This window comes from Paenibacillus sp. FSL P2-0136, from assembly GCF_037975325.1.
Lineage (GTDB): Bacteria > Bacillota > Bacilli > Paenibacillales > Paenibacillaceae > Paenibacillus_AQ > Paenibacillus_AQ silagei.
Window position 1 is genome coordinate 6,112,945 of record NZ_CP150244.1, and the last position, 17,933, is coordinate 6,130,877.

Here is a 17,933-nt window from a genome sequence, read left to right on the forward strand (position 1 = left end):
AAGAACCCCCTTACGTGAACAGCCATATTTTCCTGCCTATTGAACAAGCTTTTGGTCTGTCCCGCCATAATTTCAGCAGACACTTTATGAGCTCTTCAACACATTTGTCCCCGCCGCCTTTTTCGCAGTAAGGCGTAACACGCACCTTGTCACAAATCCAGTTCTTCAATTGCAGGAGATCGATATCACAGTAGTCCCAGCTGTAACCGCTCCCGAGCTCTGTGAACACCCATTTAAATTCATGAGCTCCCTTGGGGACGGGGTATGAGACATCATAAAAGCCTCCCGGGTCTGTATATGTGCCGACAAGTGTGTTGTCGATAAAGAACTCCAACTTAGCCTGGAACGGATCAGGAACAAAAACCCAATTCTCGTAGGCTGTAAAATCAACCAGCTTGAAGGTTGTCATATAGGGTTTCCCTGTTATAGCACTGATTTGACCGCCCTGCTCTGTCTCAACCTCAACCTTATACTTAGTGTAGGGAGAAAAGGGTAATTTACTAACAAGGAATGAGTTTAGCCCTCCACCAGCGTAAGAAGTACTGTATACCAAAGCTCCTGCTTCGTTATATACTCTGACGTGCATCTTACTTGTATAGCAACCGCCCATCCAAATCGGTTTGTGGTTAGTGGCCTTGAAGCCTGTAATTCGAGCATAGGATGGAATGATAATACTTTTATCAATCAGTTTATACTTTCCTTTGAATAGAGAAGCCCTATCTCCGCTGCATCCGGCTAAGAAAAGCATCGTGACTTCATAAGTCCGGGCTGTTTCAGTATTATTATTTAAATTCACAGTCACTTGCTGCTGTCCTGGTGAACTGTAAACATGCTGGGAAATAAGATTCCCCCCACTTGTGACTGTTACATCCAGCCCGGTACCTGGGCAAATAGTAAGGTTGGACTGATGGAGTTTGATAGCATCAATCCAGCAGTACGAATCATCTGTGGGAAGTGTATATGGCGGATTGGTTGTGGGCGATGGGTAAGGGCTGTTGCCTGGAATATAGTAATTCCCGTTCTTATCCCGGCAATACGGAGACCAGGTTTCGAAGAACTGCCCGGAACTAAGTTGCATGCTCCCCCCTTTGCCGTATAGACCTCCCTTTGTTCCATTCCCCTTTAGCAAAGTATATTTCACCTGGTAAGCATGCCCTGGCTGAAAATCATCAAAGAAAACTTGCACAGTTCGGCTTGTAGCACCTGCTGTTTCGTAAGTTTGTGATTTCACCAAAGACCCGTTTGAGATATCAATAAGTTCAACCTTCACCTTTGTATTATCCACACTATTTGGTATTGTTGTGGGAGCAGTTGAAACCTTAAGGTTAACATTTTTGAATGCAGCATAATATGGATAATTGTTAATATCCTTGTCATAGTCATGGATGGCATCAAACATTTTTAAATAGATATAGTAATTGCCCGGGGGAACGCTTTTCTTAATGGGTGGAATGGATAGTGCATCATTCCAGCTAGTAATATTCTGATAGTAATCAATTGGCCCTATATTCTCCAACTGCTGAAAAACCTGGTTTTCCTTTGTAGCAACTCCAGTAGCAGGAACAATGTGTACACTGAATTCTCCTCGATGATCTGTGTCACGCCCCGATTTATTTCTGGTATCAGGTGTTAGTAGAACTCCTGTCGAATCGACCAGATATGACAATAAATCAAAAGTTATACTCACCCAACCATGGGTGTAGAAGGTGTCAGTTTTCCACCCTGAACCATTCCCTGGTTTAACCCCTGTAATATTTAAGCAGTAATATCCTTTACCTGCAAACAGGTCTTTGTTTTCAGTTGAAATCCCAATAGAAAGCTGCTTTGTCTGGCTTGGAATTGGGATATCTTTTCCAGACTGAATAATTAGTGTTTCAGAGAAGTCCATTTTCGCAAAGCTGTTAAAAGATAGATTTCGCGTAATAGTTGCTCCATCGTTGCCTGTTGCCTGCTGCATTGAAGAGGTATTGAAATTCGTTCCTCCGCTGCGCATCCGTGAGTGCCGGTCTGTCAATAAAGTCCAATCACTTTGGCCGTATACAACAGGCTGGCTAAAGGAGCCTGCAGGATAGCAAACCTCACCTGTATCAGGCGCCACCGCTCCTTCTCCAGGCTCGGTATATGTTGTACCACCAAGGTCTTTGTATATCCATTTGTACACATGTGTCCCTGCGTTGACGGGAACCTTCACAGTTGTTCCTGTAGCACTACTTGTAGTCTGAGCATCGGCCCAAACTACAGCTCCATTAATAGTAAGGGCTAGACTTTCTTTCGCCCCAAACTTCCCCCCGTACTCAAACTCAAGAAACCCATCATTTGATAGAGTGACCCCGGAAAGTGTAATAGTGTTAGTTGAGTTATCCTTCCCAATAACTGCGTATACTCCATCCCCGGTAGCAGGAGGAGAAAACCAGGTGAGAATATCTTTCCACACCCAATTTGAGGTCATATTTATATGAGGGTCATAACTGCCGTTAGTTTTGTTAAACACCTCTTCAAAAATAACTTTGCTGGTACTCTCGTTGACTGGGGCAGTTAGTTGAAGCATCTCTTCTAGATTTAAAGAAGCCCCTGGGTTCAGAGTAACCGTGTAGTTGATTGGGTTTCCGTTCTGACTTGTTGTAGTTCCTGCGTTGCTCATATCCCAGTCTCGCGTGACCGTAAATCCACTTCCAAAGGGTCCCGTTTTGGTAAAGGAATCCCCTTGTGTTGCTGATCCGTAGCTGAAGTCAGACTCTGTAACAGCTGTAATCCTTTCTTCTGTATAGGTGTCTGTAATTCGAAAAGAAATAAAATGCTGTCCTTGTTTTAGGGGAATGTAAATATTTTGTCCTGAGTTCATCTCCCCGGATTCAAACACAACCTCTTCATCAACAAGAACCTCAAACCGTTCTGAAGGCCGAAGCGAATGATCGAAACTGAATTCAAACCAGCCGTCATCTTGCAAGTACAGAACTGTCTGCAGTGAACCGCTTCCTTCAGTGGGGTTGTCCATAAGATATGTGCTGCCGTCTATTTTCTGCCAGTGAAGATTACCACTCTGACTCCAGTTTGCGTTTTCTATGGTCTGGATCATGGAGTCCTCATAATGGTCTATTTCTAGTGGAGGGCATATCATCTCGACTGTCCCACGTGCATCTACGGTGCAGTTCCCTCCAACCACTATGGAATAAGTGATTTTTGCTTTATTTCCTTGCGTGCTGGAGCTGTTCCCATTCAGTGCCCATGACTGGTCGTGGGTTGCTGAAACGGAACTTCCACGCTTCCCCTGGCCATATTGAGAATGGTCTGTGAGGTTGTCGGAAAACATCCAGTAATTCTCACTCTCTACAGCAGGCTGAGCGGTGCCCATCCTGTAAGCAAAGTGAACAGTCCCGTCACATTCATTGTCCAGGCGGTAAAGAAAGGTTCGTGCCCTGTTTTCATTAGTCACCACTCCGTTAAAGTGGGTCTTCACCACACTGCTCTTTGAGTGGGTAATCCATTCAAAACCAGGGACACCATACGCAGCGGAGCCCATAGTGTCATAATCAGGAGGGGTATCGCCGCCCAGGCTACGGATCACTTCGATACACTTAACATCTTTGATATAGACTGCATTCTGTCCAAACTGATCTCCTACTTGTTTTCGTATTAACCAGTCAAACTTATACGTTTGTCCAGGCGCCACATTAAATCTCACCTCCTTCCACCCGGCTTCCCCAGACCATTCTCCGCCTACCTGATTATTATTGATAAAGAAATTAAGACCGTTTCCGCTCGCTGCACTGGCCCAGTATTTAAAGGAGATGTACCCCATGCGCTTCCAGCGCCAGTTAAACGTAATCTTTGAAGAGTTGCCAGGGAGCAGCTGAGAAAGCGCTAGCTTCATAATATTTTCGTTCCCGCTGCTCTCACTATCCCCCACCGAATGAACGATCTCCCACTCCTGATCCTCTACGGATGAAACATACCGAAACAATCCATGAAAATCATCCGATTTTGGAAGTGCTGTCATATCAAACAGTGTACGTTTCACATCATTTCCATCAAAGTGATTATAATAGTCCGCATTGAATGGAAAATAAAAAGGGGCCGGACAAAGAGGAAGTGTCACATTATGAGCAAGTTCGGGGTCTTGCGCTTCTTCTAGAATATGTCGGATGCAATCCTTAATTAATAAGAGGGCCCGCTGGTAATCACTCCGGTTGGGGTCAACCTGCTGCTTTACCCACCACTCCAAACGTTTGTGCATATTCCAAAGCGCTTCACGGCAGCGAACGTTAGAGTACCAAGTCTTATCCCGAAGATATTGCTCAATAATCTGATCTATAACAGATTCAAGGGAATCCAGATTCATTGTTTGCCAGCGGCCTATTCGACCTTTTCCAGGATCACCAAGAGCCGGATTCACATCCCCCGGTTCACGCTGGCCTATCCTAGGTCTATTCGGACTAGCCGGGTTCTCGGGATGATTGGGATCAGTGATATTGTTCACCAGCGATGCCTTCATTCGCCCGAAGACTACATTACCTTGAGCTTTTGTAAAAATGCCAAATGTCGATTTCAAATACCCGCACCTCTAATCTGTAAAGTCATATTGGAGCCTTCCGCTCACGGACAGCTTGATACGTGATCCTTCAACGGAAACCTGAAGCTTGTACCACTTATTCCGTTCCCAGGCAAACGAGTTCATGGGTGCTCCTAGCTGTAGCTGTTGGCCGTCCACTACTTTATAGAGCTGCATAGGACGACTCATACCTAGCGTTCCGCCTACATCTCCCCCATGGATTACGAACATGTAATAATTCTGAGGATTGGTGTACCGGAACAAAATTCCGGCTGCATTATCTCCTTCTTCTGAATCGACCCGAAAGTCTGCCTCAAACATATAATCTTCGTGAGAAAAATCATTCCGGTATAATCCTGTGATAGTATCTAGTCGCTGTTCGCATTTGAATAATCCTTGATTCGGTTCTCTGCTCCAAGCCATTGTCGGCTGGTTATCAAATCGAATCCATTCATCCTGTCCGAGTTCCAGCGTGTCTAGATCCTCCACCCAAGGATAATAAGGATTGGCAGGATCATGAGGATCGTAATCTTCTGGCACTCCATAGCCGCCTGTCCAATCTTCAGGATCCATGCCGTTCTCTAATACGCCATTACTGTAGTCATATACAAGCCCTTGTCCTTCAGTCTGGATAGCCTCCATAAAGGCCTGCTTAATTCTCTCAGTAACTGTCAGGTCTTGATTAAAAGTGCTGTCTTTCAGTCTCTTCACTGCCGACAGGTACTCTTCAAGAACAGCCTCCGCAAGCTCCTTCGTTCCGGCAATTTCCACCAACAGTTCGGTATAATGTTCCCGCTTGTCCGCGATAACTACATCGTGATTAATGGCTGGAAAAGGTTCCATCCTACCGACAATATCCTCTAGCAGTTCTGCAGCATCCGATGGCTTATTTGCAAACATATGCTCCTCCAGAAATGCCTGGTGAAACACTAGACGTGCATACCCCAACAGGCTGTCATTAAGGATGCTGTCATGCTTACTAAACCGAACTGCCTCGTAATACATCTCTGATATAAATCCTGCCCGATCCTGGTGCTCCCCAAAGATGTAGCCTGATGCGAGATAGCTGAGACGCTCCTGAAGTTCAGCTAAGCTGGACTCTTCTGTATCAGCATCTCTTGAAACTTGACCTCCTGTCCCCCCCTCACCAGTGTGCATTGAAGAACGTTCTTTTTGCTTGCCTAGCTTTTCTTCCCCTAATTGTGTGACTTGGCGATTAACTTGCTGTCCGAGTTTTCCTTCTTCTAAGTGCAGCACAGGTCGCTCGTCTTGCTTAGCAAGGAGGGATTCAGGTTCACTTAGAGCAGAACGAATATCTGGTCTTATTCCCTCCAATTCCGCGCCTGTCACTGAGGGTTTAGTAAAACGATCCATCTCTGTATCATCCAATATATTACCTTGGCGATTAGGTTCAGTTCCCTGTACCCCTACCTCGTAGTGAGAAATTCGTTCGTCTACACTGCCCAGATTGAATTCACTTATTTCAGAAGGTTTCCGAGGTTTACCTGAGGTCTTCCCCTCTTCAACGTGAGTGAGACGTCCGGTCTGCCTCCCTTGGGTGTGGCTTCCTAAATAAGAAGGATCCGGTTCAAAATACCCAAAAGGATTTTCAACATGGATGACTGCTGGACGCAGCAGCATATCATTAGCGTCCAATCCTTCTTCTAAATAGGAAGGAATTTGATTTTTGTCTAATTGTTGGACTTCCTCCACATGACTGTATTTGGGATCCTGGGATGCCCATTCTTCTTCCCTGAATTCTGCTGCCTCACGTAAGATCTCCCGATCAGCAAATTTCACATTAAAGACCAAAAGTCCGCTATATGCTTGGTCATTAGCAAATACAACTTTAGATTCAATGAGAGCTTCAATCCGCCCTCGGGCACCCACTAAGAAGTCAGAGGACATCAACTCAGCCGCTCTTTCCTTATTGGCCCATCGAATAGCATATTCAAGTAAGGAGTGACCATTATGCGATCGATCCGCAAAAATCATTGGGTCAAGAAAATCAGAGAAAAACCCTTTCCAAGCGTAAATAACATCCAGAATAGTACCCATAAGTTGCCGGTCTATAACACCTATGTCCAAATCCTCAGGCAGCATTCCCCATTTATTTTCTTGGGCGTTTTCACTGAAAAGGCGCTCCAGTTCCTCAACTATATTGGATGCCCGGGGTATTGTAATCCCGTTGGCATAGGTAGGTTCATCCGTTAACTCGGCAAGAGGAATTCCGCCTTGCCGTACCTTTGCTCCCTCTGCGCCGCTTGGAACATAGAGGTCCTTTGCTTTCTTGAAACTGCCTAACGCGTCTGATAAATGATAGACCGGAACAGTTGCATCTCGTGCTCCCAGTATAGTCTGAGACAGTAATGTATTTTTCTGCAGGTTCTTACTGCTGAAAATTGTTCTGAAGATCTCTGTATTTCGTTCTGTATTGTTTGAGGCTGATTTTATGTGTAGTAGCCGGGTGACCAGCCAATCCGGACGGTAGGCTGCTCCAATTTCCCGTGGGAGGTAGACCTGCAATGGATTTCGGTAAGCCCGTCCAAATTCCTGCATAACCTGAATTACCACTTTACGAGTAATTTCTGCTTTTTCGGAATGGGTTAAGTATGCCAAGAGATTGGCACTCCTAACTGCCATTCCCACTTCATGCCGGTGTAAGCGACCGTCCCAGCTACGGGCACCTGCAGATCTTTCTTCTAGAACACGGGCGGTTCGGTGAATCCCCCTAGATCCCAAGGTATCTATACCCAACTCCATGATTTTATCGATTTTCCGCTTTGCTGAAGACGGGATAAGCACACTGGAACTATTCAGAACGTCACGGGCTGCCTGTCGTATCCGATAGATATCAGTTAAAAAGTCCGTGGATCGCCAGGCTGCAGCCGTTTTATTTGTATCCATTTGGCGTTCCCCGTTACGGTACCCACTGAAATTGACAGCATTCCGGATGGTAAGAAAATCCTTCCTCCGCACGGACTGAATTTCCTTTGTCAGATGTGTTTTATACTGTCTAGTCTTTATCTCGGCCCACTTATACTCTAGAGGAACAATAGCCTCATCGATTGCGTCATCTCTTAGAGCAGAAACTAGATTCGGTACCTGAATAGTGGGATGGTTGTCTCCAACACGTGTAGCCCTAATTCTGTAATAGTCCACTTTGGTAGGCGAATTATCCTTACGCTGGCCTGCGGTGTGACTGGGGGCTACTGAGACGGCATCCCAGGTAAGTAGACGCTTGGCTTCTTCTCGATCATTAAGTACATCGCCTAACCAATTGAAAATACGATGTCCTGTTGAGTAATTACTACTAACCTCGCCCTCCCAATTAAAAGTCCTGTGACCCAAGAGCCGCTCCGCGTTCACCCGCAGATCAAAAAGACTGAGACGGTGACCTGCTCCCCTCTTCTGCATAACCGTTCCTGCTGAGCTAAAGGGACGGAAACCTGCTTCATTCTGCAAATCAATTAATAGGTCCTGCTTATCTACACGAAAGCCCAGGTCCTTCATCTGCAATTTATGAACACCTGAAGTTGAAATCCGGTTCGAGATAAAAATATTTCGTAGCACATTAAAATCCCAATCAATTGGGCGTTCTGCCTGGAACCCATCCGCTTCGGTTATACTTTCAGACTCTTTAGGTTTTATTGCAGCAGGCAGAACATCATCGAAAAAATTACTTTCTCTCTCTTTAATTTGGCCCAGGACATCGAGCAGCACGTAACCCTCCCGGCTACGCTCACTGATTCTGGCCTCCAGGGATTCACTATGGATGGACCGGCGGCTATTTTCATCCTGCTCTGCCATTGCTAAATCTGTAGGTACCCCTAGCCGCTCCCGGCTCTGAACTTGCATCGTTTGAAGGTTGGCAGAAAAACGCGGGTCTTGTTCGGCCAGAGCTATGCTAAATGCCTCTGCTGAACGAATCGGCTCCTGTTCTAAAATAACGATGCCGCTCTCCATTGCAGCCATATCTTCCCGAATGGCTTGTGAAATCTGCTGATGCAGCGCTGCTGGGACCTCTTTTCGAGTCGTAACGAGGAAATCCAGCATAAGCACACTGCTATACCTTCCAAACGGAATGTAGACTAAAAAATAGGACTTGGCGGATGGCCGTAACGTAGTGACTTTTAAGAGATATCCGGTCTGAGACACTGCATAATCAGACACTTTGAAATTGAATTGTTGACCGGGCATAAGAGAATCCTCCGTCCTAAGAAAAAAGGGAATTTCAGAGGGCTGTCTGAAGTTCCCTTTAAGCTCTTATACGATTTATTGAGACAATTTTTTTAGTATCGAACTTCCTTCAGGAAGGCAATCCCCATCTGGATGTTTGCCGACTTCTTCATGAAATGATTTTCGGTATTGTGGTCGAAGTACCTGTAAACTTCCTGCTTCCAAGTTTTCCCTTCGGTTCCATCAGGAATATCTACAATCAATTCATCCAAATGAAGGATATTATTTTTCGAAACAGCAATGCAATAATCAAGACTGCCCCGGTACCCATCGAATGGATGCACAATGTAGATTGGAGAAAGGTGGTACTTTTTCGTCCACGACGAAGCGTTGAAGCCTTGAGGTTCCAGCTTGATGCCTGTATCCCCTACCTGAGTGTCCACGAATGCCTTGCCAGGCGCAGGAGCCTGTGTAATGAAAGAAGCAAAGTGCTGCTGAAACTTGATTCCGGATTTTGTTTTGAACATTTGCAGTGTGTTGTTACCATAAGAGGTATAAGCTCCAAAGTTATAAGGTGCAGCAGGTACTGCAGACGGTTCCGGTGTGACTGAGCCACCGGTAACCATAATATTGCCGTCTACATCCTCCTCATTATATTTAAATGGCTTCAAGGCTCCAATATATACGAAGGATTTACGGTAGTCATCAAAGTTAACCGCCGGATCGCCGACAAGTACCATTGTTAAACGGTTATTCATTACGTTCATGTATAAGTACACTGGTTTATCATGAGTTCGGTCAGTAGTTGGTGTATAATCCTGTTTGGCCCACTCAATAGTGACCGGCTGGCCTGCCTCACCGAATGTGGCAGCACTACCAGTACCTGTTTTGTTAAATAGAGTCTGCACAACCATAGAGCTGTGCTTGGCCGATGTACCAAATCCGCTATTAGTGAATTTCACATAGAACTCCCGGGTTAGAGCATTGATCTTAGAAATTCCTTTTAAAGTAAGTTCTTTGATTTTTCCAGTAGCCACGTCCGAGGTTTCGGAATCAACCGTCCATGTGTTCGTAACTTCAGTCTCGCCAGAGGTTGCGTTGAAGGGGTATTTCACGCCAACTACCTGTGCTTTGATGGTATCGAGAAGCTCACGGGAAGTGGTGATCGTTTCAATATATCTAAAATTAGCCATGCGGGGGAGTCCTCCTTGTATGTGGGAAAATTAATTCGGGGTTGTACGAGTAAAAGGGGAGCCTTCCCCTTACTTTACCTCTTTTAAAATTGCAATAGAGCATTCATTAGGATTTGCGGAAAATTTCAGAAAATTAATGGGTGAATTGACACTAAAGAATTTATAGACCTCTGTCCATGTTCCTTTAGAGTGGTCTGAGGGATCTTTCCATTCCTCTGTATCCACAATCAGCTCGTCTTTATTAATTAGATTAAAGTCATTAATTGCAACTACACCATCCATGTATCCGCGATAGCCTTCGTACTGATGTACAAGGTACACAGGGCTGGCATGGTACCTTTTGGTCCAGACCGAAGCCTGAAAGAAGTTCTTAGTCTTATCAAGGATTAGTTTAGATAGATCGGAAGGAATGCTGCCAACACCACTATAGGATGGCAGTTGTGTAATAAATGCGGGGTAATACGCTTGGTAGAGGACATTTGATTTGGTTCTAAACATGGACAAGGAATACATACCGTTAGAGGTGTTTCGGCCAAACTTGGCATACTCTGGATTCTGATCGACACGGATATCGGAGATTTGGAATCCTGTCTTCTCTTTTACCATATCCCCCATACCCACAGTTACACCAAAGTTACCGCCGTAATCCGTTTCATTAAATGAAATGATCCTTCCAATATAGCCAAAACTGCGATAATATCCTTCAATATCCGGTGCAGGATCACCTTCGAGAACTAAGGTGACTCGGTTATTGTTCACAGAAACCCAGTAGTTTACGTCATAGTCCGGGCGTCTTTTCTTATTAGCAAGCCATGTTACCGTACTGTCTGCACCGAAAAAGAAATGCGCGGCAGGACTAGTAATTTGCGACGTCCCATCGTAGTCATACAGCCAGGCGATATCCGCTGGACTGAATTTACCTACAGAAGAGTTGGGATCATTCCATCGTTGGTAGGCAAGGTGGGCCTCCACTTGGTTTTTTATGACTGGAACCTGATTGATTTTGACAGAAGCGATGTCACAAGCCAGCTTATAAGTATCCGATGAATTGCCTGATGAAGGAATGACTTTAAACTCCTCACCGTAGTAAACATCGAAGTAATTAAATTGCTGTGCAGGCATTTTTAGCATTACATAATAGGCCTTTGCTGCTTGCCCTTCAGGTGGCGCCTTTTCTGACTTCAGTACCACTGTTGTGTCTGAATAATGAGTCTGATTTGCTTTATACGATAATTGGGTATAAGTGTAGGATGTACCCAACTGGGGAGTTAGGGATCCATAATTCCTGTTGTAATAAGCTTGAATAGATGTTATTCCTCTTCCTAAGAAATAATCGTAGTCAGATGGCATCTCACTAATAACGCGGAAGTTCGGCCATCTCTCATTTGCTACAAATTCTGAATCAACCATGTAACCTTGCTTTACAATGTAACACTTTTTCATGGATGCTGTAGTTTCATCATCTACTACAACTACTAAGGTGCCCGCTACATCTTGAATAACCGGGAGGTGGGTATCGGGGTCTGTATATGCCACTTTAGTTACAAGAATTCTTTTACCTGTTGGAACAGTGCCCGTAATGGTTCCGGCACTGTTCAAAACATATCTAATCTCCTTGACGTATCCGTCCGCATCTACCAATGAATTATTATCAGGGGTGCTATCTTTTAAATCGCTTAAATCACTCAGCTTATAGACGGGATAGGTCTTTCCATTAGTGTGTGTATATTGCCCTACTGTCTTGGGGGTAGTCACTGGTGTGTACGTAACCCACTTATCCTGAATAGAGCGGTGGGCTTCCGTCCACCCGTTTACTTCCCCATCAGGGAGTTCAGCCTGTACGATTTTACTAGAAAGTTCGAATACAATTTTGTCTGCATATGCGCTCCCTTCAATCCAGGCTACTTTGTTACTTGGCATTATTACGCTCCCTCCTTATTTTCGTAGGAACTTGATGTTGTACCACACCTGCTTGGCTGATCCGCTTAGATTGTGGTATTCAAATTTGATTTCAGCGTTTTCCGGGAGTGGATATACGATCCCGAAAGAATTGCCCATCGATACGCTTTCCGGAAGTTCCTTGGTGTAAACCGTTTCGCATATCTTGTCTCCATTTACAGTTAACTCCCAGAAATCTCCGATGCAATATTCGCTAGCTGCAAAAGCTACGGACAGAAACTCCGTCGCATAAGGTAGTTTATAAGAATCCTCATAAACTTTAGCCACACTCGTCACATCCACCATTCTGCCGCGTACAAAGGGCCGGGTGAATTTACTGAAATGTGGATATGGAAGTTCACGGACTTTATCGATCATACCTCCTGCCGGGTGTGTAATCTGAAAAGACATTTTGCTTCACCTCCTCTTATATACGAGTTAAAGTTGTCCCAGTTAAGAGTCCGCTTTCCTCATCATAGTTTAGGCTAATGATCAGATTTTCTAGCGTTGCACCAGACGGGGTCTTACGGATCACATTCACTGCTCCCAGCCGCCAGACCGTGTAGTATTCCCAGTCTGGATGTTCCGAATCCACGTTAACGGGAACCCCGGTCATATCATCTCCACATCCAAAAGTCATATAAACATCAGTAATGTATCCTGACTCATAAAGCATGTGCGCACCAGTTACCTTCTCCACATCGAGAGGATGCTCTCTGCTCAAAAGAACTGAGGGTGTTCCTGCAAACGGATCGATATCTGTTCTTTTTGTTGAAGCCTTTTTTGTTTCAGCCTTGATCAGATCCATAATAGGGTAAATCAAATAGTCATTTGCTACTCCGGCCACTACAGAATAGCCCCCTCTCCGCTTGACCAGGTTAAGTCGATGATTTGCAGGTAGCCATTCTCAACAGAGAACGACGATTTGATCCCTTTAATAGTATAGACACTTCTTGTGGTTGTATTGCGGTCAGAGATATATACTCTATCCAATACTTCAAGCGCAGGATTACCCGGAACAGAGATTTGAAGAGTCCGGCAAAGACATTTGATATCAAAAAAGAATCTCTCGGCTATCTTACGTTTCTCTGCCTCACTTTTAGCATATGGAACGTTAAGAACTGCAGTCCGAACCTCACCTTTAAGCTCCATCAGAATTTCCGTATCCACAAAATGCATATACTTCCCTTCATCATCAAAAACTGCAAGATGACTCCGGCCCCTGCTCCAGTCAGTACTCTTTTCCAAAGACACCAGGTTTTCATATTCGGTAAACTGTCCTGCTATGGACTTATTCATGTTAATCATTTCCAGGCGGTATGTGCCGTATCGATCACAGTAAGACCGGTAGTTAGTATCTTTGGTAATTTCCGAGATGGCCTCCCCGGCTTTACTCTGTAGGGCCTCGAATTCTTTACCATACTCTTCTATATAAGGGTTAAGCCAGCCATTCGGGGTTAGAACAGCATCAATATCCACCTGTTCAAACTCACCTTCCTTATTAGGAATAGCACGAATAACTTTGCCAGAAGCTTGGCTGGTGCTGATAAAATACGATTCTTCTATGACATAATCAGGATAATGTATATCGTTAGGAGCTTGACGCCAGCCGGTCATTCCTGCTGAAACAATCAGATCTGTTACAACAGCAGATTTCAGCCACGCAGCCTTCAGATCGTCTGGTCCGGTACCTGTTGCTGCAGCAGTTGCAGATGTTGCCTGAGAATATGCAGGAATATCAGCAAATGGCGATGGATCTGCCACATAGCTTTGATAAATCTTCCAGACTGGATTTGGCCAATTGGTATCTTGCGACCATTGATAACTTCCTTTATCCCCTCCCTGCCAGAAGTATTTCACGTCCTCTAGCGAATTGATCCGCCATCCCCGGCTCTTAAGCGCCTCTGCGTATCGTTTAGCTCCGAAATAGAGTTGTTTGTTTATTCCTGCATATTGTGGTTGTTTAGCGGAACCACTGGGCACACCATAGCCCAATATATAACCTCCGCTGGATTCCCTTCCCGCTCCTGTCGTCCCCATATTTGTTTCATGCTTAGCAATAGCCAGCAAGAAGAGGTAATCTACAGAAGCCCCCTTGAAGTCTGGGTGCTTGGCATTAGACTTGGCTCTGGCTACAATCTCTTCAAACCTAGAACCTTTATATCCATCGTTTACACTACCTGCATCGATAACCTTCGTTTCTGTTTTTCCAGTGTTCACTACACTCACCTTAGGATAGGCTTTATCCTCCAACAGTACATGATTCAACACTTTCTTATACATATCTCTGCATGTAATGGTCAACTGGTGGTCTTCACCCATGCCATCCACTTTATCAATAAGTCCTGTAAACACACGCATTAAGTTGTGGCCATATCCATAATAAATTCGCACCGGTGTATTCTCGGAAAGAACACCTACATGATAACCATTAATAAAATAGCTCCATGGGGATTGCTGATACATCTCGGGGAAGTGGAAGGGGTTATAGTCAGGGGAGTAGTATCCATCAGGGTTAGATATGACAATTCGAGCTTCATGAGACTCCATCCCAAGCTGGTCATCGATATCAACGGAAATAATATTATCCAGAACCAAAGTATCCATATATACGAACTGTCCAACCTGTAAAGCATTCTGTTTTGTAACTTCATTGAATACAAGAGATTCAATTTCAGCGGTTTCATAATAACCTTTTTTCTGTGTAGGATCAGCTTCAGACAGCATATTAGTACCTTCCGGAGCTTTCAATTCATGTATTTTCACATAATTAAGACCAAACTTGCAACTCTCCCCCCCATACCACAGAACCTCAATTCTTATCTTGTATGCTCCTGCGGGAAAAGGAACATCTTCAACAGATTCTATTGCACTCCCATTATCGAACTTCTTAACCCTTACTTGTAACTGATCGTTAAAATAAATATTAAGTTCTAATCCTTCAGTAACATTGCAGAAATATCCCGCTTTAAGAAGGCAATCTTTGGCAGATTGGAATTCGATATCAAATGAACATGAACGAGGTGCATTCACCTTCTTTGCTACAAAATTATAAATTAAAAAACTGTCATAACTTGGCTTTTGCAACATCTGTACAGAGCCTAGGTTTAGAGCATCAGGACTAACATTCTTAATACCCGGTCCATTTACCCATTGCTTGTCCTTAAATTGTTGATTGAAGACCTGCGCGCCTACAGCCCCTGTAACCTTTGCTCCATCTGTAATACCTCCACCTGTATTTGTCGAGGAGGTAAACATTTTGGCATTACCTTCTAGATAAGGCTGTGGATCTTTATGATCATTATTCACTCTGATTTCAAAATGTAAATGAGCCCCCTTTCCTTTGGAGCGCTCTGAATTAGGATCTTCGAAATTCCCTGTTACATCCTTACCTCCAGACATAACATGTCCCGTGTTTCCAGCGAGTCCAATGATATCCCCTTGTTTGACTTCATCCCCCACCTTGACCAAAATCTGACTGAGATGGGCGTATCGGGACATTACACCATTGGTGTGCTGAACATCAATGAAATATCCATATCCTGTATAGGGTTTAGAATGGCTTGTTGCTGAGATGCGTCCAGACCAAACTGCAGCCACATTTTCCCCAACTGCTGCTTTTATATCAATACCTGTATGCATCTTCCCCCCTCGCATACCGTATCTACTGGTAATATCATCTGGAGTAAATGTTCCCCTCGCTGGAATTGGAGGCACAATAGTTTGATAATTGACAAGTGTCTGCCCCTCAGACCCATTTTGAATAAACGTCTGCTGAACAGTAACATATTTTTGAGCCTCGCCAGTTACAAAGGATATTTCCTCCATTCTTCCAGGAATGAAGGCCATTCGGTCCACTTCTACCCTGCAAACGGGTTTAGCATATTCCCCTAACTTTAATCGATCAGCTAGAACCTTTTGCAATTCATGTGTCATATACTGCATCCTTATCCTCCATTCTCATTTGAATCGTTCAACACACCATTTCCTGAACCGATTGAGGAACGTTACAGCCTGGGCACGGTTTAGAAGTGTGGATGGCAGAAAATATGGAAGTTTGTGTCCTTCAGAAACTGCATCTATCGGAGTGTACATATTATCCACTACTGGATTCCCATCCATAAACCGGGAGAGTTCATATCCTTCTATCAGATAACTGCCATTCTGAAAGGTTTCCCCTTCCATTGATAGAACCGGTTCTGCCCACCAGGAGCCATTAGGTATTCGACCATCTACACTGATGGTCTCTTTGGTTTCATTGTTATATAAGGCAGTAAGTGTACCCACATCCAGAAATCTTGTAGATACCTTCTTTTCATAATAAAAATATAAGGTAGTGCCTGCTGACTGCGGATTCACAAAAGTAACGGTATGGTTGTCCGTCTCCAGATAGTTGACATCTTTTGTGAGCAGCACACCATTGCGTTTGACCTTCAGCACCCCCTGACCTGCCGGATACGTGCCATTCAGCCGGAAGCGTCGCTGCCCTTCCTCCGCATACATGTATTGATCCAGCCTGGCGGTTGGGGCATCAATATCACTAAATCGGCTATACAACGTCTTGCGCACTCTATCAATTAAAGTGAAAGCCTCTCCACGGGTGATGTATGCATTGGGGAAAAAGCGGTCATTACGCCAGGTCATCCCTGCTGTCGCCTTGAACTCACCGCCCTTTAACTGATGGTACCCATCTTTAAATACGACATAGTTAAATTTGCAGGTTACACCGTTCAGATTATAGGGAAGATAGATGCAGGCATTAGGAGCGGGCGATACCATATAAGAATCTGTTTTGTTTCCAAGATATTTCGCAACAAGCGCACTGGGTACACTTACTCCCCACAACTCCTCATCAATTATAATTCGCTTCAGGGGTCTTCCGAACGCATAGCAATATTCCTGATAACTTCTGTTGAATGGGTCCCATACGTAATCATCTCCATTATCTAGCACATGCTTCGGATGTCCAAATCCAGACCAACTTATAGGCTCCTCCGGACGGCCGAATCGATCTGTAAGAACTTTTCCCTGGCTTATAAATGATACAATTGCCCCTTTGCGCGGGGCACTGTAGAATTCAACCAGAGTCGTTGTAACGGAAGGATTACTAACTTTCTTATACACAGTCTGTACTCCATCTACATAAACAAATAATGGATTCGCTGGAGTTGGTATGATTTTCTTCAAAAGAGTAAATTCCTTTTTCCCCTCCGAACCACTCTGTTCTTCATACAGATAGGGGGCGTCTGTCATAAACCGTCCATACTCAATCCCGGAAATCATTGGACTACCATCTTCCAAATAAATCCCCGATGCTTCCATAACTTCGTTATAAAACCAATCATTAGGGGTAACATCCACCCAAGTACCCATCTCAGCTCACCTCATGTATAGTATAGAATGGGAAAAAGAATAGCCTGCAGGCTACTCCCTCAATATCCGTTCAATGAAACGCCGGGTTCTGTTCAAAAAGGAAACAAACTCAGCCCGGGTGATATAACCGTTCGGCCTGAAGTAAAGAACCGGAGTGCCGTCTGCAGATACTACCGTTATCAAACCTGCGTCAGCCATCTCCTCGATATCCGTTTCAGCCCAGTGACCTGCAGTATCCTGATATTCAAAACGGTGTTTCTGGTCATACTTATCTTTCTTAATCAGCACTAGCTCTACAACACACTTATATCCGCGGTTCTGGTCTAAATTACTGTCCAGCTCATTGTTTAACCATACAATTGTAGGGGTGATACTCTCCAGTGATCCTAAGTATAGAACCCCACGTTCATCATAGAATTTATGGGTCCATCCGCAGTAGGTAAGATAATTATTATAGGCCTCTTTATCCTTAAAAAGCAGATTGAGATGAATCTTATAGCTTGAAATACCCATCTGGTGAAAATGGCTAGGTGCATTTAAAATCTTTATTTCTTTAAGAGATAATTGCGGGCTTGGCGGAGCATAGGGTTCAATGATTTTAGCATCTACTTCTGTGAAACTTAGTCCTGATTCTACGAATAAACGCTTCTTATAGCGATCATTTACTGTTCCAAAAGGATACTGAGCAGGCATTGCCTCTC

The 17,933-nt window shown here is 44.4% G+C and carries 9 protein-coding genes; all 9 read right to left on the reverse strand.

Annotated features, from left to right (window positions below; genetic code table 11):
* Positions 1-10: 10 nt before the first annotated feature.
* Positions 11-4,549, reverse strand: coding sequence for a hypothetical protein (locus tag NYE26_RS25950; protein ID WP_339251192.1), 4,539 nt, complete (start codon positions 4,547-4,549; stop codon positions 11-13).
* 12 nt (positions 4,550-4,561) lie between these two features.
* The gene (locus NYE26_RS25955; RefSeq protein ID WP_339251194.1) at positions 4,562-8,749 is read right to left on the reverse strand and encodes a hypothetical protein; all 4,188 of its coding nucleotides are present in this window, start codon (positions 8,747-8,749) and stop codon (positions 4,562-4,564) included.
* Between the two features lie 92 nt (positions 8,750-8,841).
* Entirely contained in the window at positions 8,842-9,921 is a 1,080-nt protein-coding gene (locus NYE26_RS25960) for a hypothetical protein (RefSeq protein WP_339251196.1), read from the reverse strand.
* A gap of 69 nt (positions 9,922-9,990) precedes the next feature.
* Complete coding sequence (locus NYE26_RS25965; protein WP_339251198.1) at positions 9,991-11,841, reverse strand: hypothetical protein; 1,851 nt, start codon at positions 11,839-11,841, stop codon at positions 9,991-9,993.
* 15 nt (positions 11,842-11,856) lie between these two features.
* Entirely contained in the window at positions 11,857-12,270 is a 414-nt protein-coding gene (locus tag NYE26_RS25970; RefSeq protein ID WP_339251200.1) for a hypothetical protein, read from the reverse strand.
* A 16-nt stretch (positions 12,271-12,286) separates the two neighbouring features.
* On the reverse strand, positions 12,287-12,706 hold the full coding sequence (locus NYE26_RS25975; protein WP_339251202.1) for a hypothetical protein: 420 nt from the start codon (positions 12,704-12,706) through the stop codon (positions 12,287-12,289).
* Entirely contained in the window at positions 12,706-15,804 is a 3,099-nt protein-coding gene (locus NYE26_RS25980; RefSeq protein ID WP_339251204.1) for a M23 family metallopeptidase, read from the reverse strand. Before NYE26_RS25980 ends, NYE26_RS25975 begins: the two co-directional genes overlap by 1 nt.
* 15 nt (positions 15,805-15,819) lie before the next feature.
* Entirely contained in the window at positions 15,820-17,232 is a 1,413-nt protein-coding gene (locus NYE26_RS25985) for a hypothetical protein (protein WP_339251206.1), read from the reverse strand.
* Between the two features lie 51 nt (positions 17,233-17,283).
* Positions 17,284-17,925 carry an S-layer homology domain-containing protein gene (locus NYE26_RS25990; RefSeq protein ID WP_339251207.1) on the reverse strand — a complete coding sequence of 214 codons (642 nt, stop codon included), beginning with the start codon at positions 17,923-17,925 and terminating at the stop codon, positions 17,284-17,286.
* Positions 17,926-17,933: the final 8 nt, after the last annotated feature.

Bases quoted from the DNA above. Each gene is read 5' to 3' on its own strand.
- NYE26_RS25955 (WP_339251194.1), bottom strand. From the start codon at position 8,749: ATGCCCGGTCAACAATTCAATTTCAAAGTGTCTGATTATGCAGTGTCT.
- NYE26_RS25960 (WP_339251196.1), bottom strand. From the start codon at position 9,921: ATGGCTAATTTTAGATATATTGAAACGATCACCACTTCCCGTGAGCTT.
- NYE26_RS25965 (WP_339251198.1), bottom strand. From the start codon at position 11,841: ATGCCAAGTAACAAAGTAGCCTGGATTGAAGGGAGCGCATATGCAGAC.
- NYE26_RS25970 (WP_339251200.1), bottom strand. From the start codon at position 12,270: ATGTCTTTTCAGATTACACACCCGGCAGGAGGTATGATCGATAAAGTC.
- NYE26_RS25980 (WP_339251204.1), bottom strand. From the start codon at position 15,804: ATGCAGTATATGACACATGAATTGCAAAAGGTTCTAGCTGATCGATTA.
- NYE26_RS25985 (WP_339251206.1), bottom strand. From the start codon at position 17,232: ATGGGTACTTGGGTGGATGTTACCCCTAATGATTGGTTTTATAACGAA.
- NYE26_RS25990 (WP_339251207.1), bottom strand. From the start codon at position 17,925: ATGCCTGCTCAGTATCCTTTTGGAACAGTAAATGATCGCTATAAGAAG.